The 21,074-nt window shown below is 69.5% G+C and carries 23 protein-coding genes; 5 read left to right on the forward strand and 18 right to left on the reverse strand.

The annotated features are described in order from the left end of the window. Window positions 1–27: 27 nt before the first annotated feature. Window positions 28–906, forward strand: coding sequence for a helix-turn-helix transcriptional regulator (locus AC07RM_RS03875; protein WP_495333135.1), 879 nt, complete (start codon window positions 28–30; stop codon window positions 904–906). On the opposite strand, the gene AC07RM_RS03880 is transcribed toward AC07RM_RS03875, so the two are convergent. The 5 genes from AC07RM_RS03880 to AC07RM_RS03900 form a co-directional block, all read right to left on the reverse strand. Further along, window positions 827–1,165, reverse strand: coding sequence for a DUF3325 domain-containing protein (locus AC07RM_RS03880; protein ID WP_490876665.1), 339 nt, complete (start codon window positions 1,163–1,165; stop codon window positions 827–829). The genes AC07RM_RS03875 and AC07RM_RS03880 overlap by 80 nt on opposite strands. Further along, the gene (locus tag AC07RM_RS03885; protein ID WP_495333137.1) at window positions 1,158–2,831 is read right to left on the reverse strand and encodes a PepSY-associated TM helix domain-containing protein; all 1,674 of its coding nucleotides are present in this window, start codon (window positions 2,829–2,831) and stop codon (window positions 1,158–1,160) included. Before AC07RM_RS03885 ends, AC07RM_RS03880 begins: the two co-directional genes overlap by 8 nt. A gap of 47 nt (window positions 2,832–2,878) precedes the next feature. After that, the gene (locus AC07RM_RS03890; protein WP_093346926.1) at window positions 2,879–3,175 is read right to left on the reverse strand and encodes an iron uptake protein; all 297 of its coding nucleotides are present in this window, start codon (window positions 3,173–3,175) and stop codon (window positions 2,879–2,881) included. 208 nt (window positions 3,176–3,383) lie between these two features. After that, entirely contained in the window at window positions 3,384–4,424 is a 1,041-nt protein-coding gene (locus AC07RM_RS03895; RefSeq protein ID WP_495333139.1) for a hypothetical protein, read from the reverse strand. A 58-nt stretch (window positions 4,425–4,482) separates the two neighbouring features. Then, entirely contained in the window at window positions 4,483–4,902 is a 420-nt protein-coding gene (locus tag AC07RM_RS03900; protein WP_208510659.1) for a hypothetical protein, read from the reverse strand. A gap of 342 nt (window positions 4,903–5,244) precedes the next feature. Here AC07RM_RS03900 and AC07RM_RS03905 point away from each other — a divergent pair, with 342 nt between their 5' ends. After that, window positions 5,245–6,321 carry a hypothetical protein gene (locus tag AC07RM_RS03905; protein WP_495333141.1) on the forward strand — a complete coding sequence of 359 codons (1,077 nt, stop codon included), beginning with the start codon at window positions 5,245–5,247 and terminating at the stop codon, window positions 6,319–6,321. Between the two features lie 92 nt (window positions 6,322–6,413). On the opposite strand, the gene AC07RM_RS03910 is transcribed toward AC07RM_RS03905, so the two are convergent. Genes AC07RM_RS03910 through AC07RM_RS03960 form a run of 11 tightly spaced genes read right to left on the reverse strand, consistent with a single transcriptional unit; the run spans window position 6,414 to window position 15,027 of the window. Next, entirely contained in the window at window positions 6,414–7,199 is a 786-nt protein-coding gene (locus tag AC07RM_RS03910; protein ID WP_495333143.1) for an SDR family NAD(P)-dependent oxidoreductase, read from the reverse strand. After that, window positions 7,196–8,446 (reverse strand): cytochrome P450, encoded by a 1,251-nt coding sequence (locus tag AC07RM_RS03915; RefSeq protein ID WP_495333145.1) that lies wholly within the window; start codon window positions 8,444–8,446, stop codon window positions 7,196–7,198. The genes AC07RM_RS03910 and AC07RM_RS03915 overlap by 4 nt, the downstream gene beginning before the upstream one ends. Before the next feature lie 41 nt (window positions 8,447–8,487). Then, on the reverse strand, window positions 8,488–9,252 hold the full coding sequence (locus AC07RM_RS03920) for an SDR family NAD(P)-dependent oxidoreductase (RefSeq protein ID WP_495333147.1): 765 nt from the start codon (window positions 9,250–9,252) through the stop codon (window positions 8,488–8,490). 17 nt (window positions 9,253–9,269) lie between these two features. Beyond that, entirely contained in the window at window positions 9,270–10,058 is a 789-nt protein-coding gene (locus AC07RM_RS03925) for an SDR family NAD(P)-dependent oxidoreductase (RefSeq protein WP_495333149.1), read from the reverse strand. Further along, window positions 10,055–10,522 (reverse strand): DUF3237 domain-containing protein, encoded by a 468-nt coding sequence (locus AC07RM_RS03930; protein ID WP_495333151.1) that lies wholly within the window; start codon window positions 10,520–10,522, stop codon window positions 10,055–10,057. Before AC07RM_RS03930 ends, AC07RM_RS03925 begins: the two co-directional genes overlap by 4 nt. A gap of 13 nt (window positions 10,523–10,535) precedes the next feature. Further along, entirely contained in the window at window positions 10,536–11,192 is a 657-nt protein-coding gene (locus tag AC07RM_RS03935; RefSeq protein ID WP_281077911.1) for a VOC family protein, read from the reverse strand. A 29-nt stretch (window positions 11,193–11,221) separates the two neighbouring features. Beyond that, a complete protein-coding gene (locus tag AC07RM_RS03940; protein WP_490876657.1) occupies window positions 11,222–11,545 on the reverse strand; it encodes a 2Fe-2S iron-sulfur cluster-binding protein in 324 nt (107 codons plus the stop codon). 31 nt (window positions 11,546–11,576) lie between these two features. Then, window positions 11,577–12,617 carry a branched-chain amino acid ABC transporter permease gene (locus AC07RM_RS03945; protein WP_495333154.1) on the reverse strand — a complete coding sequence of 347 codons (1,041 nt, stop codon included), beginning with the start codon at window positions 12,615–12,617 and terminating at the stop codon, window positions 11,577–11,579. A 2-nt stretch (window positions 12,618–12,619) separates the two neighbouring features. Further along, window positions 12,620–13,492 carry a branched-chain amino acid ABC transporter permease gene (locus AC07RM_RS03950; protein ID WP_057597314.1) on the reverse strand — a complete coding sequence of 291 codons (873 nt, stop codon included), beginning with the start codon at window positions 13,490–13,492 and terminating at the stop codon, window positions 12,620–12,622. Window positions 13,493–13,507: 15 nt separating this feature from the next. Beyond that, window positions 13,508–14,221, reverse strand: a complete 714-nt coding sequence (locus AC07RM_RS03955) for an ABC transporter ATP-binding protein (protein WP_495333156.1) — start codon at window positions 14,219–14,221, stop codon at window positions 13,508–13,510. Beyond that, window positions 14,221–15,027 (reverse strand): ABC transporter ATP-binding protein, encoded by an 807-nt coding sequence (locus AC07RM_RS03960; RefSeq protein WP_495333158.1) that lies wholly within the window; start codon window positions 15,025–15,027, stop codon window positions 14,221–14,223. Before AC07RM_RS03960 ends, AC07RM_RS03955 begins: the two co-directional genes overlap by 1 nt. Before the next feature lie 167 nt (window positions 15,028–15,194). Here AC07RM_RS03960 and AC07RM_RS03965 point away from each other — a divergent pair, with 167 nt between their 5' ends. From AC07RM_RS03965 to AC07RM_RS03975, 3 genes are read left to right on the forward strand one after another with little or no spacing between them, the layout of a single operon-like run. After that, window positions 15,195–16,025, forward strand: a complete 831-nt coding sequence (locus tag AC07RM_RS03965) for an SDR family NAD(P)-dependent oxidoreductase (RefSeq protein ID WP_495333160.1) — start codon at window positions 15,195–15,197, stop codon at window positions 16,023–16,025. Between the two features lie 39 nt (window positions 16,026–16,064). Then, window positions 16,065–16,796, forward strand: a complete 732-nt coding sequence (locus tag AC07RM_RS03970) for an SDR family NAD(P)-dependent oxidoreductase (protein WP_296800737.1) — start codon at window positions 16,065–16,067, stop codon at window positions 16,794–16,796. A gap of 7 nt (window positions 16,797–16,803) precedes the next feature. Beyond that, window positions 16,804–18,795, forward strand: coding sequence for an oxidoreductase (locus AC07RM_RS03975; RefSeq protein ID WP_495333162.1), 1,992 nt, complete (start codon window positions 16,804–16,806; stop codon window positions 18,793–18,795). A 20-nt stretch (window positions 18,796–18,815) separates the two neighbouring features. Here the strand turns inward: AC07RM_RS03975 and AC07RM_RS03980 are convergent, their stop codons facing one another. After that, window positions 18,816–19,835, reverse strand: a complete 1,020-nt coding sequence (locus AC07RM_RS03980; RefSeq protein ID WP_495333164.1) for a GntR family transcriptional regulator — start codon at window positions 19,833–19,835, stop codon at window positions 18,816–18,818. Window positions 19,836–19,886: 51 nt separating this feature from the next. Then, entirely contained in the window at window positions 19,887–21,074 is a 1,188-nt protein-coding gene (locus AC07RM_RS03985) for an ABC transporter substrate-binding protein (RefSeq protein ID WP_495333166.1), read from the reverse strand.

A 21,074-nucleotide genomic window follows, 5' to 3' on the forward strand; every position in this document is an offset into this window, starting at 1 on the left:
TGGCAGCAATACGAAGCGCGGCGTGCCATGGCGTCTAGATCGCTCGACCGCACGCGCACCGAACTCTCGGCCTTCCTGCGCGCCCATCGCGAGCGGCTCGCGCCCGCGGACGTGGGACTGCCCAGCGGCGGCCGGCGCCGCACGCCCGGCCTGCGCCGCGAGGAGGTGGCGGCGCTCGCGGGCGTGGGCATCACCTGGTACACCTGGTTCGAACAGGGCCGCGAGATCGGTGTCTCGGAAGCCTTCCTGCTGCGTATCGGCAAGATCCTGCGGCTCGACGATGCCGAGTGCTGCCACCTGTTCCTGCTCGCGCAGCAGCGGCCGCCCTCGGCCGAGGCCCATCACTGGCCGAGCATCCCGCCGCTGGTGCAACGCATGATGGACGAGCTGGTCGCGCGCCCCGTCTACGTCACCAACCTGCGCTGGGACGTGGTCGCGTGGAATGCCGCCGCCGACCGGTTGTTCGGATTCTCGGGCCGGGAGCCCGCGCAGCGCAACTTCCTGCGCCTGGCCTTCGCCGATCCCGAGCTGCGCCGGCGCTTGCCGGACTGGAAAGAAGATGCGCCGCGCCTGCTGGCCGCGTTTCGCCGCGAGCTCGCGGTCGCGCCCGACGATCCCGCGATGCTGGCGCTGGTCGATCAGCTGCGGCGGCTGTCGCCCGATTTCCGACGCTGGTGGGACACGCCGCGCGATCCGCAGCCCTCGCGCGGCATTTCGGCCCTGCTGGCCGAGGGCCGGCGCGTGGCCTTCGAGCACGAGGCGCTGACGGTGGACGAATACCGCCACCTGCGCATGGTGGTGTACTTCGAGGACGGCGCCGGGCCGCTCAGCGCGGGCTCGTTGCCGGCCGCGCGGGAATCCACGCCACCAGCGGCGCCAGCCAGCGCGGTCGCCAGCTCAGCGTGAAGGTCACGGCGAGCGCGGCACCCGCGAGCGCCATGAACCAGACCAGCGAGGCCATCGAGACATGGTCGACGCGCAGGCACAGCAGCAGCGACACCACCAGGCAGGCCGCGCCCAGCACGCGCAGCACGCGCGCCATGCGCACCGGGTAGGCCGTGCCGGGGCGCGCCTGCTCCCAGTGCACGTCCATCGACAGCGCGAACAGGCCCGCGCCCACGAGGTTGGCGGCCAGCGCGGCCGCGAGCATCAGGGCCTCAGACACGGGCCACCGCCGATCCGTTCGACGCCGACACGGTGGTAACGGCACTCGCGGCGGCACGGCGCCGCAGCATGCGCGCCGCTACCACGGCCAGCGAGACCGCCGCGAGCACCGACAGGTCGACCCCGGCCACCGGCCAGTAGCCGCTGCCGATGGTGCGCAGCAGATGGTCGCCGGTGGTGATCCAGTTCAGCAGCACCGCCGCCACGCCCAGCAGCGCCACGGCCCAGCACTGTTCGGCCCAGGCCGGTGCGAGACGGCCCTGCGCCGTGGGCGCGGTGCGCCACAGGCCATGGAGCAGCGAGACCAGCCAGGCGCCCGCGAAGACGCCGATCTCCCAGTTGCCGCGCAACGGCAGCTCGGCCGGCAGCAGGCGGTTGGCGACCAGCATGGAGAAGGTCGCGATCAGCAGGCCCGGCACCGTCGCAACCGCGAAGGCATCGACCCAGCGCGCGCCCTGCAGGCCCTGCTTCGCATGCTGGCGCTTGCGCTTCTCGACGAAGAAGATGAAGCCGGTGGCGATGCAGGCACAGCCGGCCAGCCCGCCCAGCACGTAGAGCCAGCGCAGCAGCCAGTGCCTGAAGTGCTGCAGGTGCAGGCCGGTCAGGAAGTCCTTGATGCCCGCGACCACCGTGGGCGCCGGGTCCTCGCGGATCACCTCGCCGGTGGCGCCGTTGAAGTGGATGCCCTCGCCCGTGAGCGTGACCCGGTCGGTGCCCGCGCGGTAGACGCTGACGTAGGCATTGGCGTCGTTCACGTGCTGCACGTTGAGCATGCCCACCTCGCCCGCCATGCCGCGGCTGGCCCAGCGGCGCTGGGCCTCGGCCACCATCGCGTCGACCGAGGCCAGCGTGCCCGGCGTGCCCGCGCGGTCGTGCGGCAGGCCGGTCTCCTGGGCCTCGAGCTTCTCGTGCAGTTCGTGCAGCGGCTCGAGCTGGGTGTGGCTCACGGGGAAATAGACGCCCGCGAACACCACCAGGCCCGACAACGCGAAGATGAAGTGGAACGGCAGCGCGACCACGCCCGTGAGGTTGTGCAGGTCGAGCGCGCTGCGCTGCACGTGCTTGGCCGGACGGAAGGTGAACAGCTCGCGGAAGATCTTGCGGTGCATCACCACGCCGCTCACCAGCGCGATCAGCATCACCAGCGCCGCGAAGCCGACGATCCAGGTGCCGAGGTTCAGCCAGTTGATGTGCAGGCTGTAGTGCAGCGGGTAGAAGAAGTCGCTACCGATCTTCAGGCGGTCTTCCGACAGCGTCTTGCCGGTGCGCGGGTCGATGGTGGCGTAGCCCCAGACCGCGTCTTCGGGGTCCTTGGCGTTGGGCAGGATGAAGCCCGAATAGATGCTCAGCACCGGGTCGCGATGCGTGGTGTAGGCCAGCCACTGCTTGGGCTCGAAGCTCGTCGCCATCGGGCCGTTCACGCGCGAGCGCGCCTGCTCGATGTTGGCGGGGGCGGGCTTCGCCTCCTTGAACAGCGGCAGCAACACCTGGTCGAACGAGGGCATGCGCTGCGGCTCGAAGCGCGTCTCGGGGATCGCCCAGCGGTCGATCTCGCGGTCGAACACCGACAGCGAGCCGAAGAAGAACACGACCATCAGCACGAAGCCGAGCACCAGCCCGAACCAGGTGTGGAGCCAGGCCATCGAGAGGCGGAAGTTCTGGAACACGGAAGTCTCTCCTCGCGGGGGAATGGGTCGATTCGGGTCGGGTCGGGTCAGAGCAGCGCCCGCTGCACGAGCGACGCCGCCGCCGTCATCGACAGGCCGCCGCCGGCCAGCACCAGCCACACCCGCTTGATGTTGGCGGCCGAGAACGCCCAGAGGAACGCGACCAGGAACACCAGGAAGGCCAGCATGCTGGCGAGCGACTCGGCATCGTGGAACGGCATGCCCGCGGCGAACAGCAACCCGATGCCGAGCGCGACGAAGCCCCAGGAGAACGCATAGCCGCCGAGCACGGCGGCGCCGATGCGGGAGACGATCTGCAGGGCGGGGACAGCGTTCTGGGCCATGGTTTCTTCGACGGGATGGACGGCGAGCGGTGGCAGGCGTGGCGCCTTGCCGCACCCGGAGGCCCGGAGACCGGTCACTCGAGGCAATTGATAGTCGTTCTCATTCTATCAAGCGGGTTTTCGCCAACCTGAAGAATCGAAGGGACTCTTCCTGTTCGCCGTGGTCAACCAACGACCTGGAAGAAAAGGCGGAAGAGCCTATTCCACGTCAAGCGGATGCCGGAAACTCGCCCTTTTCCAAAGCCCCCGGCACTTCCGCCCACGGCGGTCCCGCGATCCCCCAGTCCATCCTGTCCCTGTATTCCCGCGCGCCGAAGAACCGATCCTCTATCTTCAGCACTCCCTTTTCCTCCATGTATCGCATGAGCGGCCAGTGGCAGAACACGGGGCTGTAGAAATGAAAGGGGTCCTCCTGCTGAAGAAGGCGGTCCAATTCCGCGAACAGCTTGCGCTTGAGACAAGCCGTACCGAGGTCGGCTTCCATCCCGAAAAACTGCGCATTCGGATACTGGGCCCGCCAGCGCGCGACGGCCGGGACGAACTCGTCGTCGGGCAGGCCATGAAGGCGGAGCCACATCGGTATCTTGATACCCCTGAGCCACAGCAGCGAGCCCGGTTGCGCCCATTGCTCGACCTGGTCGATGAGGGAATCGATGCGTTCGATCGGCACCGCGCAGTCGATGCGATGCAAGGCCAGCAACGCGGCCTGCACCTTTTGCGATTCGGCGCACCATTCGTTCTCCAGATCGGTGTAGACGATGCCGTCCATACCGTGCGAGAAGGCGTGAATCCCTCCCGAAAGCGCCTTCGCCCCTTTGCGCTCGAAGGCGGTCTGGGCGACCTCGAAGTCCTGCGCTATCACCTTGAGCAGCACGGCGTGGAAGGACCTGAGATAGCCCATGCCCACGGCCTCGACGGTTCCGACGGCGATTCTTCGCCTCTGCGGCGCGTACTGCGCGTGGATCTCGGCCTCGGCGTGCAGGCAGTTGTTGTACGGCAGGTAGAAGCGAATGCCGGACTGTGGCACCGGCGTCGCATTCTTGCGGAACATGTGGACCAGGAGTGCGGCAGGCACCTCCGGCTCCAGCCATTGCACAGCCTGCTCGACGAGCGCGCCGTCCTTTTCGGCCAACGCGCGCTCGATGAATTCGTCGCGCAAGCCCGCATCGAGCAGTTCCCGCATGCCCCGCTTGCGCACGGAAAATCTCTTGGATTCCAGGCGTTCGCGCGTCTTCTCGAGGGGTGTCATCTTCCGGTGATCGTTCGTGCTGCAAGAGAAAGCGCGATCCTCGCACAGCGCCCGCCGATCAGATCCCCAGTTGCGTCAACGCCCAGGCCACCATCGCCAGTTGCACCACGTTGATCAGCATGCCCGCGATGTGCAGCCGGCGGAACTCGAGGATCGAGGCATCGGCCTCGGGAATCGAGCCGCGCAGCGCGTCCATGCGCGGAATGATGAACCAGCCGCGCAGGGCGAAGGCCAGTGCGCCGATGAGCGCCGCGCCCAAGGCGAAGACGAACTTGCCCGACCAGACATAGCTGAGCGCCGCAGCGGCGGCCGTCAGGGTCACGGCGACGTAATAGACATTGAACAGGCCGCGGATGAAGCGCGCATCGAGCGGCGTGTCGTGCTTGAGCACGAGCAAGGGCAGCGAGCCCATCATGAAGAAGCCCATCCAGACCAGCAGGACGACGGTGGCAGCGAGCGCGACGACGATAGGGAGCATCGGGATCCTCCGCGACCTCGCGGCGCTTGCCGGGGCCGAGGCGGACTGTAGCCGTTCACAGGGCCGTTGTGACCGAGATCATCCGAACTTTCAACCGCCGTGCAGCGCCGCCGAGAAGGTGGCGGACTGCAGGGAGAGTCCGCAACGAAGTCTCCTTGGGCGCGGACCGAAGGCACGCGAGGCCATCTGGCGCAATTGCAAGGCCCGCACCGAACATGACCGTCTCGTCAAAATAGAACGTGTCGTGCGCCTCTGCGCCATGACAGTGACATCGATCGGTCATTTTGCGGCAATATGCTGAAACAAATAGAAGCACATCAATCAACCTAGAGGGAGAAGGTCATGAGGGGAACGACATTGGGTTCCGCGCCGCGCGCGCGGGGATTTGCAGCGCTTGCGATCATCCTGGCTCTCGCCGGATGCGGCGGCGGTGGAGGGGGCGGCGGCGGGATTCCCTTCATACCGCCATCGGCGTCGGCACCGGTCACGCCGCAGCCGGAGACGACCGTCCCCGAAACACCGGCTCCGGCGACCGAGCCCGAAGCCACCGAACTCAAGTTCACCTACGAAGGGGTGGTTCCAGTGGCCCCGACCGGCGCCGCGGACTTCCTCGCTCCCTTCAATGCGCAAGGCGCCAAGGGCCTGCGTTATTTCGGCAGCGCGTTCCAGAGCCCCACGGATCAACTGGCTATCTACGTGAAAGATAGCGACACCACATACACCTACGAGCTGCAGCCCGATCCGGCCACGCTCGACGAATTTCGAACTCAGCTTGCCAATCGCGGCGCGGCTGGCTTCCAATGGATCGGCTCTTACTCCGAGCGTACAGGTTCGGGCATGTACGTCACGTGGCATATCTACCGCAAGGACGCCAGCGCAGCGACCACATTCGCTTATCGCGTGGTCCAGTACCAGCCCTACGCGATGGACAAGATCACTGCGGAGGCAAACATCCAGGGCGCCGACGGCTACTACGCCTCCAACATGTCCAGCACCGCTGCGAATCGCCTGGTGGGCATTTACGAAAAGGATCTGAAGAGCAGTTCCACCTATGCCTACGAAGCGGTGGAATTGCCCGATCTCAAGAACAACACGTTCCTGACGGCGGCCAACGAACGCGGCGCGCGTGGATTCCGGCTCACGGATGCCAGCTTCTCGGGCCCCAACGGACCGCAATTCGTCTTCGTGAAAGACACCACCCAGAATTCCAGCTTCTCCTATTACGGGCTGTCCATCCAGGAGAAACCTGCGAAGCTGCTCGAGCAAGTCAACGCTGAAGGCGCAAAGGGTGGAGCGCCTCTACGTTCATCGTTCGTGCACTTCTATAGTTCGGACGTACCCGGATTCAGCTATTTCTTCAGTGCCAAGAAGTGCAAGGGTCCATTGTGCAAGCCAGCTCAGAATCGGGTCAGCTTTTGAGCCGCATGGAAGACCGTTGACCTGATTCATCAAATAGCGCACACGCTCGGCAAGGCCGGCCTGCAATCCAGCGGCCGGCCCTGTCCCCGGTCTCAGGCCGTCATCCCCCCATCCACGTTGTAAACCCCACCCGTCACGAAGCTCGCCTGCGGCCCCAGCAGCCAGAACACCAGGTTCGCCACCTCCTGCGCGGTCGCCGCGCGCTTGAGCGGCTGGTTCAGGAAGTGCTGCTTCAGCGCGGCCTCGGCCTGCGCCTCGGTGCGGCCGTCGACGAGGAAGGTGCTGCGCAACAGCGGCGTGTCGATCGGTCCCGGGCAGATGGCGTTGATGCGGATGCCGAGCGGCGCGAACTCCAGCGCCGCCTGCTGTGTCATGCGGATCACCGCGGCCTTCGAGGCGCCGTAGACACCGAGCCCGGCTTCGGCGCGGCTGCTGCGTTGGCCCGACACCGAGGCGGTGTTGACCATGGTGCCGCCGCCCTGGTCGCGCATCGCGCGCGCCACGGCCTGCACGCCGAGCAGCACGCCGCGCACGTTGACCGCGAAGATGCGCTCGAAGTCCTGCATGCGGAACTCGAGCAGCGAGGACTGCGGGCCGACGATGGCGGCGTTGTTGTGGAACAGGTCGATGCGGCCGAACTTGCGCAGCGCCGTGTCGACGTAGCGCTGCACATCCGCCTCCTGCGCGACATCGGCCGCGACGCCGATCGCATCGCGTGCATCGAGCCCCTCGAGCGCGCGATCCAGCGCCGCCTCGTCGCGGTCGACGATGGCCACGCGCGCGCCGGCCTCGAGCAGCTGGCGCGCGAGTGCGAGGCCCACGCCGCTGGCACCGCCGGTGACGACTGCCACCCGGCCTTCGAACACGGGCGCGCTCATTGCAGCGTGACCTCCAGCGCGCTCGGTGCGCGAAACACGAAGGTATGCAGATGCGTCGCGCGATCGGGCTCGACCAGCCGCATGCGCGGGAAACGCTTGGCGAACTCCTCGAACACGATCTTCATCTCGAGCCGCGCGAGCGGCGCGCCCAGGCAGAAATGCACGCCGTTGCCGAAGGTGAGCTGCTTGCGCGCATTGGCGCGGCGGATGTCGAAGCGCTGCGGGTTCTCGAACACCTCCTCGTCGCGGTTGGCCGAGGCGAAGGACAGCACGATGGGCGCGCCCTTCGGGATCGTCACGCCACGGAACTCCACGTCCTCGAGCGCGATGCGGCGCCAGCCGATCACGGCGCCGGCATAGCGCATGCCCTCCTCCACCGTGTTGGCCGCGAGCGAGGGATCGGCGCACAGCGCCTCCCACTGCTCGCGGTTCTCGAGCAGGCTGCGGAAGGTGTTGGTGAGCTGGTTGGTGGTGGTCTCGTGGCCCGCGAAGGCAACGCCGAAGGTGTGGGTGATGATCTCGGGAATGGTCATCACGGCGTCGTCGCCATTGCGGATCTCGAGCATGCGGCTGGTGAAATCGTCCTGCGGATGCTTCTCGCGCTCGCGGACCATCTCGGTGCAGTACTGCCAGAACGCCACCATGTTGCGCGCGCCCTCGAGCTGCTCGGCATGGGTGGCGGGGCTGAAGTCGATCACGCTGCGCGCGCCGGCCCAGTGCTTGACGCTCGGGATGTCCGAATCGGGAATGCCCAGCACCTTGAACACCACCTGCGCCGGCAGCTCGTAGTTGACCTCGCGCAGCAGGTCGACGGCATCCTTGCCCTCGACGCGGTCGATGGCCTCGTTCACGAGCCGGCGGATGTGGCCGTCGAGCTTGACGAACTCGCGCAGGTTCAGCACCTGGCCGGTCACGCCGCGGATGCGCTTGTGCACCGCGCCGTCGAGGCTCGAGTGGCTGCCGGTCTGCGCATAGCCGCCCTCCTTGAGGATCGCCTGCGCATCGGGATGCATCGGCGTCACGGGCCGCGTGGTGTTCTGCGACGAGAAGCGCGCGCCGTCGTGCAGCACGCTGTAGACGTCGGCGTGTTTGGTCAGCACCCAATAGCCAATCTCCTCGCACCAGAACACGGGCTCGTCGCGCCGCTGGGTCTCGAAGGCCGCATGCAGCTCGGGGCTGAAGTAGGGCTTGAACTCGGCGGACGGCGAGGTCCCCGCATGAAAGGGGCAACCGGCAATGGCATTCATCGGGAAGTCTCCTGGCGTGGGTGGTCTTGGAAGAGGAAGCGTCAGCGCATCAACATGCCGCCGTTGACGTCGATCGTGGCGCCCGTCACGAAGCCGGCACCGGGCGACACGAGGTAGGACACCGCGGCCGCGATCTCCTCGGGCGTGCCGATGCGGCCCAGCGGCACGGCCGCGGTGCCGAGGTATTTCTGGCCGCGCTGCGCCTCGGGCACGGTCTGGTGCAGCATCGGCGTGTCGATCGGTCCCGGCGCCACGGTATTGACGGTGATGCCCAGCGCGGCGGCCTCGCGCGCCACCACCTTCGACAGCGCGAGCACCGCGCCCTTCGAGGCGCTGTAGGCCGCGCCGCTCTGCATGCCGCCCATCTGCCCCGCGAGCGAGGCAACGGTGACGATGCGGCCGTGCTCGATCGCCTGGCCGTCGCAACGGCGCAGCATCTCGCGCACGCAGAGGAAGGTGCCGAGCGCGTTCACGCGCAGCACGGTGTCCCACTCCTGCAGCGTGATGTCGACGGTGGGCAGCCGCCCCGGCGCGGGCTGCGCGCTGAGGATGCCCGCGAAGCAGGCCAGCACGGCCACTCTGCCGAGCCGCTCCTGCACCGTGTCGAAGGCGGCGCGCACGCTGTCCTCGTCGGCCACGTTGCAGCCCAGGCCGATGTGGTCCTGGCCCGGCAGGTCGGCGGCGGCACGCTCGGCGGCCTCCGCATGCAGGTCGGCCACTGCGACGGTCAGGCCGTCCTCGGCCAGCCGCCGCGCGCTGGCCAGCCCCAGCCCGCCAGCGGCGCCGGTGATGAGTGCGATGCGCATGAAAAGACTCCTGGAATTCAGCGGTCCGGATGGGCCTCGGCCCAGCACTGCACCAGCGGTTCGCTGATGTAGGCGCTCGTGGTCTGGCCCCCGTCGACGGCCAGCACCTGGCCCGTGACGTAGCCCGCGTCGTCGCTGCACAGGAAGGCGGCCGCGCCGGCCACCTCCTCGGGCAGGCCGGGCCGGCCCATCGGCGTGGTGCCGACGATGGTGGCCTGGAAGCGCGCGGTGTGCAGGCGCGCCGCGGTCTGCGGCGTGGCGATGATGCCGGGCGCGATCGCGTTGACGCGGATGCCCTGGTCGGCATAGTCGGCCGCGAGGTTGCGCGTGAGGCCGATCACGCCGGCCTTGGCCATCGAGTACACGGCCTGCCGGCGGTAGCCCACCAGCCCCAGCGTGGACGCGATGTTGAGCACCACGCCGCGCGCCGCGATCAGCGCCGGGAAGGCCGCGCGCGTGACCATGAAGGTGGCCTTCTGGTTGATGTCGGCGAACCTGCGGTAGTCGTCGTCGGTGGTCTCGTGGAACGGCGGGCAGTTGCCCAGTCCCGCGTTGTTGACCAGCACGCGCAGGTCGCCGAAGCGCTCCATGCATTCGTCGACGATGGCCTGCGGCGCGCCGTCGGCCGTGACGTCGGCGGCGAAGACCTGCAGGCGTTCGTCGCGCGGCAGTTGCGCGAGTCCCTCGGCATTGATGTCGACCGCGAGCACGCGCGCGCCCTCGGCATGCAGCCGCAGCGCGATGGCGCGGCCGATGCCCGAGGCCGCGGCGGTCACGATGGCGGCTCGGCCCTCGAAGCGCTTCATGCGACTTCCCACACGTCGTACACGGGCCCGTCGCTCTCGCGCGTGCCGGTGCCGACCGCGATGCGGTCGTTGAGCCATTCGAGCCCCGGCGCCGCGGTCTCGAACTGCACCGCGACGCGGAAGTAGTCCTCGCCGCGCGCGATGGCTTCGCGGTTCACGATCTTGCGCATGATCTCGGGCGTGGGCCCGTTGCGGCGTCCGTTGTAGGTCATGTAGATCAGTCCGCCGCCCTCGGCTTCGAGCACCAGCCGCACGTCGAGGTGCAGGCCGCCATCGGGCCGCTCGAGCACCACGTCGGCGCCGCCGGGCAGCACCCGGCCGCGCAGCCGTTCTCCCTCAAAACGGCCGCCGCTCACGCACATCACGCGCCGCGTGTAGCCGTGCGGCACGGCGCCCACGAGCTGGGCCGGTGCCGTGACCTCGGCCTTGATCGTGAAGAGGGGACGCAGTTCGATCGGTGTCATGCCGGCGCGCCGCTCACTCGCCGGCCTTCTCGCCGTGGCCCGTGCCGTAGCGCTTGCGCACGTCCTGGATCAGCTCCAGCAGCGCCTCGGGCACGTCGCGACCCTCGGCCTTGGCCTGGCGCTTGCAGTCCTCCCACAGCTTGAGGTCGGCATAGCCCTTGTCGGTGTGGCGGTTCCATTCCTTGTCCAGCGGCGTGGTGATCTCCAGGCGCACGCCGGCCGGGTCGTGGAAGTAGATCGACAGGATCAGGCCCTTGTGGTCGGTCGGCCCGATCACCTCCACGCCCTGCGAGGTCAGCCACTCGTACCACTTCGTCACCTCGGCGCGGTCCTTCGCCTGCAGCGCGATGTGGTTGAAGATGTCGTAGGCCGGATGGCTGGACTTCGAGGGCGCGGGTACGCCCGGTGCCTCGAAGAAGGCCAGCGTGGAGCCGTCGCCCATGCGGAAGAAGATGTGGAAGTAGGGAATCGCGTCGCCGGTCGAGGGCACGCTGTCGTCGAGCACCGTGCTCGCGAGCTCCATGCCCATGATGCGGGTGTAGAAGTCGGTGGTGGCCGCCGCGTCGGGCGTGACCCAGGCCGCATGGTTCAGCATCATCGGCGTGAGGCCGGGATTGGGGGTCAGCGCCGCCTTGGGCTTGGTGCTGTTGTCGGTTGCGGTGGCTTGCATGAAGCGTTTCTCCGTGTTGATGTCGGCTCTTACAGTTGAGGGTCGGCGATGCGCACGGCGATGCCGTCGAGCGCGTCGCTCATGACGATCTGGCACGACAGCCGGCTGCCCGCTTCGCGCGGCGCGGCCGTGTAGTCGAGCATCTGGTTCTCGGTGTCGACCGCGGGCGGCAGCCTGTCGATGAAGGCCGCGTCGACGATCACGTGGCAGGTGGCGCAGCTCATGACGCCGCCGCAGTCGCCGACGATGCCTTGCAGGTCGTGGCTGGTGGCGGCGAGCATCAGGCTCTGGCCTTCTGCGACCTCGAGCTCGGTGCGCTCGCCGTTGGAATGGATGTAGATGGCGCGGGGCATGGAAGGACTTTCTCTCAGGCGCTCGTTCGCGTCAGTCCCCTCGACGGGGACGTTGGGCCGCGCCGTTGCCGCGCAGGCGCCGCAGCACGCTGCGCACCAGCCCCACGAAGCCCTGCGGCATCAGGAACATGCACAGGATCAGGAAGCCCGCGAAGATCGCCGAGGGCGCCGACTTCGAGATCTGGTCGGCGATGTTCGGTATGAACTGGATGAAGGCCGCGCCCACCAGCGCGCCCGAGATGGTGCCGAGCCCGCCCACCACCACGCCCACGAGGAAGAACACCGACACGAACATGCCGAAGCTGTCGGGCGCCACGAAGGCGGTGGCGATGGCGCCGAGCGAGCCGGCCACGCCGGTGTAGAGCGCGCTAATGCCGAAGGTCATGGCCTTCACGTGCGGCACGTTGACGCCCATCGCGGCCGCGGCGGTCGGCTGCTCGCGGATGGCGATGGTGGCGCGGCCCAGCCGGCCGCGCAGCATGTTCCAGGCGCAGACGAACATCAGCGCCGCGATGGCCAGCACCACGAGGTAGAGCCACTGGTCGGCCGACAGCTGCAGGCCGAAGGGCGCCTCGGGCTTCATCAGCACGATGCCCTGCACGCCGCCGGTCCAGGGTTCGAGCGCCTTGTGCTTGAGCAGCTGCGGCGTGGCCAGCGCGAGCGCGAAGGTGGCGAGCGCAAGGTAATGGCCCTTGAGCCGCAGCGCCGGCCAGCCGAACAGGAAGCCGAAGCCGAAGCACACCGCGGCCGACACCGGCAGGGTGGCCCACCAGGCGAAGCCGCCGTGCTCCATCAGCACCGCGGTGACGTAGGCACCGAGCGCGTACAGCGCGCCATGGCCCAGCGAGAGCTGGCCGTTGTAGCCCACCAGCATGTTGAGGCCGAGCACGCCGATGGCGGTGATCAGCGTCATGGTGACGAGGAAGAGGCGGTAGTCCGACAGCGCGAAGGGCAGCGCGAGCGACGCGACGGCCAGCAGCGCGAAGGCGGCGATGCGCCAGGGCGAACGCGCGGGCGCGGCGTCGGCGGCCAGGGCCGGTGCCTGCTCGGGAATGAAGGGCAGTGCCGACATCTTCAGACCCTCGCCACCAGCTTGCGGCCGAACAGGCCCGAGGGCCGCACCAGCAGCACGGCCACGATCAACACCAGGGCCAGCGTCAGCTTGAGCTCGGTGCCCACGAGGTAGGTGCCCGCGAGGTTCTCGACCACGCCCACGATCAGGCCCCCGGCCACCGCGCCCCAGGGGTTGTCGATGCCGCCGAGCAGCGCCGCCGCGAAGGCGTAGATCAGCACGCCGCCCATCATGTTGGGCTCGAGGAAGACCACGGGCGCCACCATCAGCCCGGCCACCGCGCCGATCAGCGCCGACAGGCCCCAGCCCAGCGAGAGCATCAGCGACACCGGGATGCCCGCGAGGCGCGAGGACACCGGGTTCTCGGCCGAGGCGCGCATCGCGAGACCGACCTTGGTGAAGCGCAGGAAGGCATAGAGCAGCGCCATCACCAGCAGCACCACCGCCACCGTGCCGAGCTCGTGGCCCGAGATCAGCGTGCTGCCGCCGGGCAGCTTGTCGGGGAACGGACTCGGGAACGGCTCGAGCTGGTGGCCGAAGATCCAGCCGGCCAGCGAGTTGATGCCGACGAACAGGCCGATGAAGACCACGATCACCGAGAGCTCGGGCACGTCGCCCAGCGGCCGCAGCACCAGCCGCTCGATGGCGAAGCCGGCCACGAAGCCGAAGGCCAGCGTGGCGAGCGCGGCGGCCCAGTACGGCAGGCCCCACTTCAGCAGCAGGAAGGCGATGAAGGTGGAGAACATCGCCATCTCGCCCTGCGCGAAATTGATGTGGTGGGTGGACTGGTAGATCATCACCAGCGCCAGGCCGAGGCAGGCGTAGATGCCGCCCATGGCGATGCCGGAGGCGATCTGTTGCAGCAGGCTGTACATGGGGTGGGGTCCTGGTCAGAAGCCGAGATAGGAGCGGCGGATCTGCGCGTCGTCGCGCAGCTGTTTCGCGGTGCCAGAGATGACGGTGCGGCCGGTCTCGAGCAGCCAGGCGTGGTCGGCGATCTCGAGCGCGCGAGCGACGTTCTGCTCGACCAGCAGGATGCCCACGCCCTCCTCGCGATTGACCACGCGCATGATCTCGAAGATCTCGCGGATCACCAGCGGCGCGAGGCCGAACGAGGGCTCGTCCATCAGCAGCAGGCGCGGGCGCTGCATCAGCGCGCGGCTGATCGCCAGCATCTGCTGCTCGCCGCCCGAGAGCGTGCCGGCCTGCTGCCCGCGCCGCTCACGCAGCCGCGGGAAGTAGCCGAACATGCGCGCCATGTCCTGCTCGACCTTGGCCTTGCCGCGGCGCAGGTAGGCGCCCACGCGCAGGTTCTCCTCCACCGTCATGTTGACCAGCGTGCCGCGCCCGTCGGGCACGTGCGCGATGCCCAGCGCGGCGGTCTTCTCGGTGCTGTGGCCATCGATGCGATGGCCCGCGAGGCGGATCTCGCCGGTGCGCCGCACCAGGCCGCTCAGCGCGCGCAGCGTCGTGGTCTTGCCCGCGCCGTTGGCGCCGAGGATGGTGGTGATGCCGCCCTCGGCGACTTCGAAGTCGATGCCCTCGAGCACGCGCGTGGGGCCGTAGAAGGCCTCGAGCTTCCTCACCTCCAGCAGCGCGGCCATCAGGCGATCTCCGTGCCGAGGTAGGCGCGCACCACTTCCGGGTCGGCCTGCACCTGCGCGGGCGGGCCGTCGGCGATCTTGCGGCCGAAGTTCATCGCCACCACCTGGTCGGACACCCGCATCACCAGGTTCAGGTGATGCTCGACCAGCAGCACGGTCACGTGGAAGCGCTCGCGCACGTCGAGGATCAGCTGGCGCAGCCCGTCGACCTCCTCGTGGTTGAGGCCGGCCGCGGGTTCGTCGAGCAGCAGCAGCTTGGGATCGGCCACCAGCGCGCGCGCCATCTCCACGCGCTTGCGGGTGCCGAACGAGAGGTTCTTCACCGGCGTCTCGGCCAGCGCGGAGAGGTCGAGCAGGGCCAGCAACCGCTCGGTGCGTTCGCGCACCTCGGCCTCCTCGCGCCGCACCGAAGGCAGGCGGAAGGCATTGGCGAGGTAGCCGGTGCCGGTGCGGCAATGGCGGCCCACCATCACGTTCTCGCGCACCGTCATCGCGGGGAACAGCGCCACGTTCTGGAAGGTGCGGCCGATGCCCGCCGCCGCGATCGCATGCTGCGGCTGCGCGAGCAGGTCGACGCCGTCGAACACGATAGCTCCCGCGGCCGGCGTGTAGATGCGGCTCAGGCAGTTGAACAGCGTGGTCTTGCCGGCCCCGTTGGGACCGATCAGCCCGCAGATCTGGCCGCGGCGCACCTCGAAGGAGATGCCGTCGAGCGCCACGATGCCGCCGAAGCGCACGCCGAGGCCGCTGACGCGCAGCAGCACGTCGTCGGCGGCGGCGGTGGTGGAGACGGAGGGGGTTGTCATGGCGGGCAGTATTCGCCGCGCATCGCGGGCCCGTCAGTCCCCTGCCCGTGGTACAGGCCGCGCTGTCCCTTGCCACGGGGACAGACGCCGCGCGGCGGCGCTGCCACATTCGCCGCACTCCCCTCTTCCCACTCCCCATTCACTCATTCCCTCGTGGAGGCACAGCCATGGACTACGGACTGCAGGACCGCGTGATCCTCGTCACCGGCGGCGGCAGCGGCATCGGTCGCGCGATCGGCATCGAGGCCGCGCGCGGCGGCGCGCGCATCGCCGTCGTCGATGCGGTGGCCGAGCGCGCCACGAGCGTGGCGGCCGAGCTGCGCGAACTCGGCGCGCAGGCCGTCGCGCAGACGCTCGACGTGCGCGATGCCGCCGCCTGCGAAGCCGCGGTGGCACGCATCGAGGAACAGCTCGGCGCCATCGACGGCATGGTGGCCTGCGCGGGCATCTCGCCGCCGGCGCCCGCCCACACCATGCCCGACGAGCTCTGGACCCGCTGCCTCGACGTCAACCTCACGGGCATGTTCCGCTCGCTGCAGCCCGTGGGCCGGCGCATGCTCGAGCGCCGGCGCGGCGCGATCGTCACCGTGGCCTCGATCGACGGCCTCGGCGGCCATGCCGGCCGCGCGCACTACAGCGCCTCGAAGCACGGCGTGATCGGCCTCACGCGCGCGCTCGCCATCGAGTGGGGCCGCTTCGGCGTGCGCGTCAACGCGCTCGCGCCGGGCGTGGTCGACACGCCGCTCGTGCAGGCCAACATCCCGCCCGACCACCTGCAGTACGCGATGGTCGACCGCAACCCGCTGGGCCGCCTGTGCCGGGCCGAGGAGCAGGCCGGCCCCGCGCTGTTCCTGCTGTCGGATGCCGCGAGCTACGTCACCGGCTCGGTGATGACCGTCGACGGCGGCAGCGCCGCAGGCTTCTTCACACGCTGGAACGGCGCCGACCTCGGCTCGCGCGCGCTGCTCGAGGCGGGCGCCTACGGCGCGCCCGACTGAAACGAACTCTTTGCACCACCCCTTGAAGGACGACCACCCATGAAGAACCTCTTCGACCTGCGCGGCGAGCGCATCCTGATCACCGGCGCCGGCGGCGCCATCGGCGGCGCCACCGCGCGCGTGTGCGCCGCGCTCGGCGCCGAGCTGTTCATCGCCGACCTGAAGGCGCCGACCGAGCTGGCCGACGAACTCAAGGCCCGCGCCGCCGGGCTCGACAACACGAAGCGCGACGACGTCAATGCACTGCTGCAGGACATCGGCGAGATCGACGCGCTGATCGACACCAGCGGCTACTACGTCAAGGGCGACTGGCTCGATGGCGGCGACGAATGGGAGCAGCTGTTCGAGCGCACCATGGCCGTGAACGTGAAGGGCCCGGTCAACCTGTTGCGCGCGGCCCTGCCCGCGATGATGAAGCGCGGCAGCGGCCGCATCGTGCTGACCAGCTCGATGGCCGCGCGCAATGCGGGCTCGACGCTGGCGGTGGAGCCGGCCTACGCGGCCTCGAAGGGCGGGCTGTCGGCGCTGGTGCGCTACTTCGCGCGCCAGGCCGCGGCCTCGGGCGTGGTGGTCAACGGCGTGGCGCCGGGGCCGATCTTCACGCCGCTGCTGGTGTCGGCAAACCAGCCCTTCACCGTCGACCAGTACCCGATGAAGCGCCTGGGCCAGCCCGAGGAGATCGGCTGGCCCGCCGCCTTCCTGGCCTCGCGCGGCGCCAGCTTCACCACCGGCGCGGTGCTCGACGTCAACGGTGGCATGTGCTTCTCCTGAGCCGCGCATGACGACGCAGCCGGCCGCCCTCGACGGCCTGTGGGAACCGGTGCGCATCGGCCCCGTGCAGGCGCTCAACCGCATCTACCTGCCCGCGCACCAGGTCAGCCTGCCGCCGCCGGCCTATGGTGCCTACCTGGCCGAACGCGCGCGCGGCGGCGTCGGCCTGATCGTCACGCACGGCTTCCATGTGCATCCCGCCAGCGCGCGCGCCGGCGTGTCGCCGTGGGAGCCCGGCTGGGCCGATGCGGTGCGGGCCTTCGTCACCCCGAGCAAGCGGCTCGGCGTGCCGGTGATCGTGCAGGTCACGCACATGGGCGCCAGCGGCACGCGCCGCACCGACGACATCGCGCACTGGGGCGCCGTGCTCGCGCCTTCGCAGCTGGCCTCGCCGGTGCACCGTGCGATGCCGCAGCCGATGGAGGAGGACGACATTCGCGAAGTGATCGAGGGTTTCGCCGCGACCTGCGCCAACGTGCAGGCCGGCGGCGGCGACGGTGTGGAGATCCACGGCTCGCACGGCTACCTGCTGAGCAACTTCCTCTCGCCGTACTGGAACCGGCGCGATGATGCATGGGGCGGCGACACCGAGCGCCGCGCGCGGCTCGCGCTCGAGATCGGCCGCGCGGTGCGCGCACGCTGCGGCAGCGATTTCGCGATCGGCATCAAGCTGAGCCTCGACGAGTACCTCGGCGAGGCCGGCACCACGCCCGAGGAAACGCTGCGCGTGGTCGCGCTGCTCGAAGCCGAGCGCCTGTTCGACTACCTGTGCCTCTCGCACACCGACTACCACCAGAACCACCGGCTGGTGCCGCCGCAATCGAGCGGCGAGACCGCGCCGCTGGCCGCCAACGCCGCGCGCGTGCGCGAGGCGTTGCGCGGGCGCATCCCGCTGCTGATCCAGGGCTCGGTGCGCGACATCGACACGGCCGCGAAGATCGTCGCGCAAGGGCAGTCCGACATGGTCGGGCTGGTGCGCGCCCAGATCGCCGACCCCGAGATCGTGCGCAAGGCGAAAGAAGGCCGCGCCGACCAGACCCGGCGCTGCGTGGGCGCCAACCAGGGCTGCTGGCGACGGCTGGGGCAGAACGTGAGCTGCACCGTGAACCCCGAGGCGGGCCGCGAACTGCAGTTCGGTGCGGCGCTGGCGCGTCCCGCTGCCACGCCGCGCACGCTGCTCGTGATCGGTGGCGGCCCGGGCGGCCTCAAGTTCGCGGACAGCGCGGCCGCGCGCGGCCATCGCGTCACCCTGTGGGAACACATGGACCGGCTCGGCGGTCAGATCCGCCGCGCCGGCCTGCTGCCCGACTACGGTTCGTGGAACTTCCTGGTCGACGACCTCGAGGCCTCGCTGCGCCGGCGCGGCGTGGAGATCGTGCTGCGCCGCGAGGCCACGGCCGACGCGGTGGCCGCCTTCGGCGCCGACGAGGTCGTGGTGGCCACCGGCGCGCGCTGGCAGCGCGGCGGCCGCTCGATGTTCCGCACCGACCGCGACGCGATCCCGGGCGCGGAGCTGCCGCATGTGACGGACGCGCTCTCGGCGCTCGACGACCTGCCCGCCTGCGGGCGCCGCGTGCTGATCGTCGACGACAACGGCGACTACCTGCCGCTGGGCCTGGCCCGGCTGCTGAGCGCCGCCGGCCGCGAGGTCACGGTGGTTGGTGCCGACGCGCTGCTCGGGCGCAAGCTCGAGCCCACGCTCGACTGGCCCTGGCTGATGCCGCGCGTGGCCGCGGCCGGCGTGGCGCTGCGTGCCTCGACCACCGTCGAGCACATCGAGCCGGGCCGCGTCGTGTTGCGCAGCACGCTGGGCGGCGCGAGCGAGACGCTGGCGGCCGACACGGTCGTGCTGTCGATGCTGCGCGAGAGCGAGGACGGGCTGTACCACCAGCTGAGGTCACGCGGCCTCGCGGTCCGCCGCATCGGCGATTGCGTGGCGCCGCGCGAGGTGGACGACGCGGTGCTCGAGGGCTTCAGGGAGGCGCAGGCGATCGGCTGAGGCCGGGCCATGGCCCGCGCTCAGGCAATGCGCACGAGGTAGGCCGGCAACGGCGGCTCGGGCAGCACGGCCAGCACCTTGAGCTGCTGCTGCGTGCGCTTGCGCGCGGCCTGCAGGTGCGCCGCGAGCGCCTCGGCCGCCTGCGCGTAGCGGCCCTCGCACAGGTGCTCGACGATCTGCCGGTACTCGTCGATCAGCGCGGGATGCATCGGCTGGTGGAACATGCGGCAGAAGGTCTGATGGACGATCAGCGGCATCTGGCATTGCCGCAGGATGCCGAGCATCTTGGTGTTGGGGTGGTGCGCCAGGCAGGTGTCGTGGATCTGGCTCTCGATGCGCAGCAGCTCTTCCGTGTCGACGGCCGCGGGATCGCGCAGCACCTCGCGCAGGCCCGACAGGAACTTCGCATCGAGCTTCGGTGCGCTCTCGAGCAACGCGGCCGGCGCCAGCAGCAGCCGGACCTCGAAGTCCTGCGCCATGGCGCGCGCGGTCAGCGGGCCGGCGCGCCAGGCCGCGTAGGCGCTCTTCTCGACCAGGCCGCGGTCGACCAGCCGGCTCAGCACCTCGCGCAGCGCGCCGCGGTTCACGCTGAAATGCTGCATGGCCTGCGCCTCGTCGATGCGGAAATGGCCGAACACGATGGCGGCCGAGATCGACTGCTCCAGCTCGCTGTAGATGCGCTCGCCCTCGGAAGGGATGTAGATGGTCGCGTCCTGCGCATCCTGCCCGAGCGAGGCCTCGTCGATCGGCAGCCGCAGCGGCTCCACCTGCTGGCCGCGCGGCGCGACCATGTAGCCGCGGCCCATGAACTTCTGCAGCAGGCCTTCTTCATGGAGCAGGTGGAAGGCCTTGCGCACCGGCACGCGGCTGGTGCCGAACACGTCGGCGACCGGTCCTTCGAGCAGCACCAGCCCGGGCACGATGCGCCGGTCGACGATGGCCTGGCGCAGCCGGTGGCGGATCAGTTCGTAGCGCAGCTTCCGTTCGCCAGCTTCGGAGCTTTCCTCGGCCGACGCGGGGTCGGAGGCTGGCGGACTCATGGTCTTCTCATCGCTGTCGTGCAGTCGCGTCTCGGGGGTCTCAACAGGGGGTCAGCCGCTGCGCAGGAACTCGGTCCATTTGCGCACCAGGTAGTTGTGCTCGTCCATGACGGTGTTCCACACGGCCACGTCGCTCATGCGCTGCGCGTAGGAGCCGCCGTCGCGCACGCTGCCTTGGCGGATCAGGATGGTACCGTCAGTTCCCGGCAGGTCCTCGGCCGCCGGCAGGCCCGCGTACCAATAGTCCCATTCGGCGGCGCTCAGGTGCGCGCGCGTGCGCAGCGGGTTGGAGATGTAGAAGCCCTGGCGCGCCATCACCGCGCCGGCCCAGCCCGAATGCCACCAGTTCAGGTAGCGGTAGGCCGCGTCGAGCTTGGGCCCCTGCGCGCGGCGCGCGATGCCCAGGCCGCCGTACCAGGCTCGATAGCCTTCGCGCGGACGCGCCAGCCGGTAGGCCAGGCCGGCCTGCTCGTACTGCGCGATGGCGGGCGACCAGTTGCTCTGGATCGCGACGCGGGCATCGATCATCATGCGCGCGGCATCGGCGTAGTTGCCCCAGAAGCCGCGGAACAGGCCGGCCTTCTTCTTGGCCATCAGCAGCGCGATCATCCGGTCGACCTCCTCGATCTCGAGGTTGCTGATGTCGCCGAACGCCATCTCGCCGCTCGCACGCAGCGCCAGCACGGCGTCGAGCGCGCCGATCGCGGCATCGGCCTGCAGCGCCACGCGGCCATTGCAGGCCGGCGACACCAGCCACGACCAGCTCTCCTCGGTGCCGAACAGCGACGGGATCTCGGCCGGCAGGTAGACGAAGCTGTCGGCGTTGTGCGTGAGCGGCAGCATGCTGATCCGCGCGCTCGGCGCATCGCCCACGCTGCCGTCGGGCTGCACATAGAGGCGCGTCACGGGATTGCAGCCCTGCCCGTAGCGCGCGTCCGGCGCGATCCGCCCGGTCTTGGGCAGGGCATTGACCTCGGACCAGTGCTCGATCCGGTCCAGCTCGATCGGCTGCAGCGCGCCGGCCGGCCAGAGATAGTCGATGCTGTGGAACCACTGGTCGTAGACGTCGAAACTGCCCTGCTCGATCACGGCCTGGCGCTGCGCGTCGAAGCCGTCGAGCACCTCGAAGTGGATGCGCAGGCCGAGGTCCGACATGGCGCGCTTGCGCACGGCTTCCGTGAGCGTGACCGACGTGCCCAGCACGCGCAGCTCGGTTCTCTTCGATGCCAGGGCGGCCAT

Source organism: Variovorax sp. GW821-FHT09B05 (assembly GCF_059418265.1).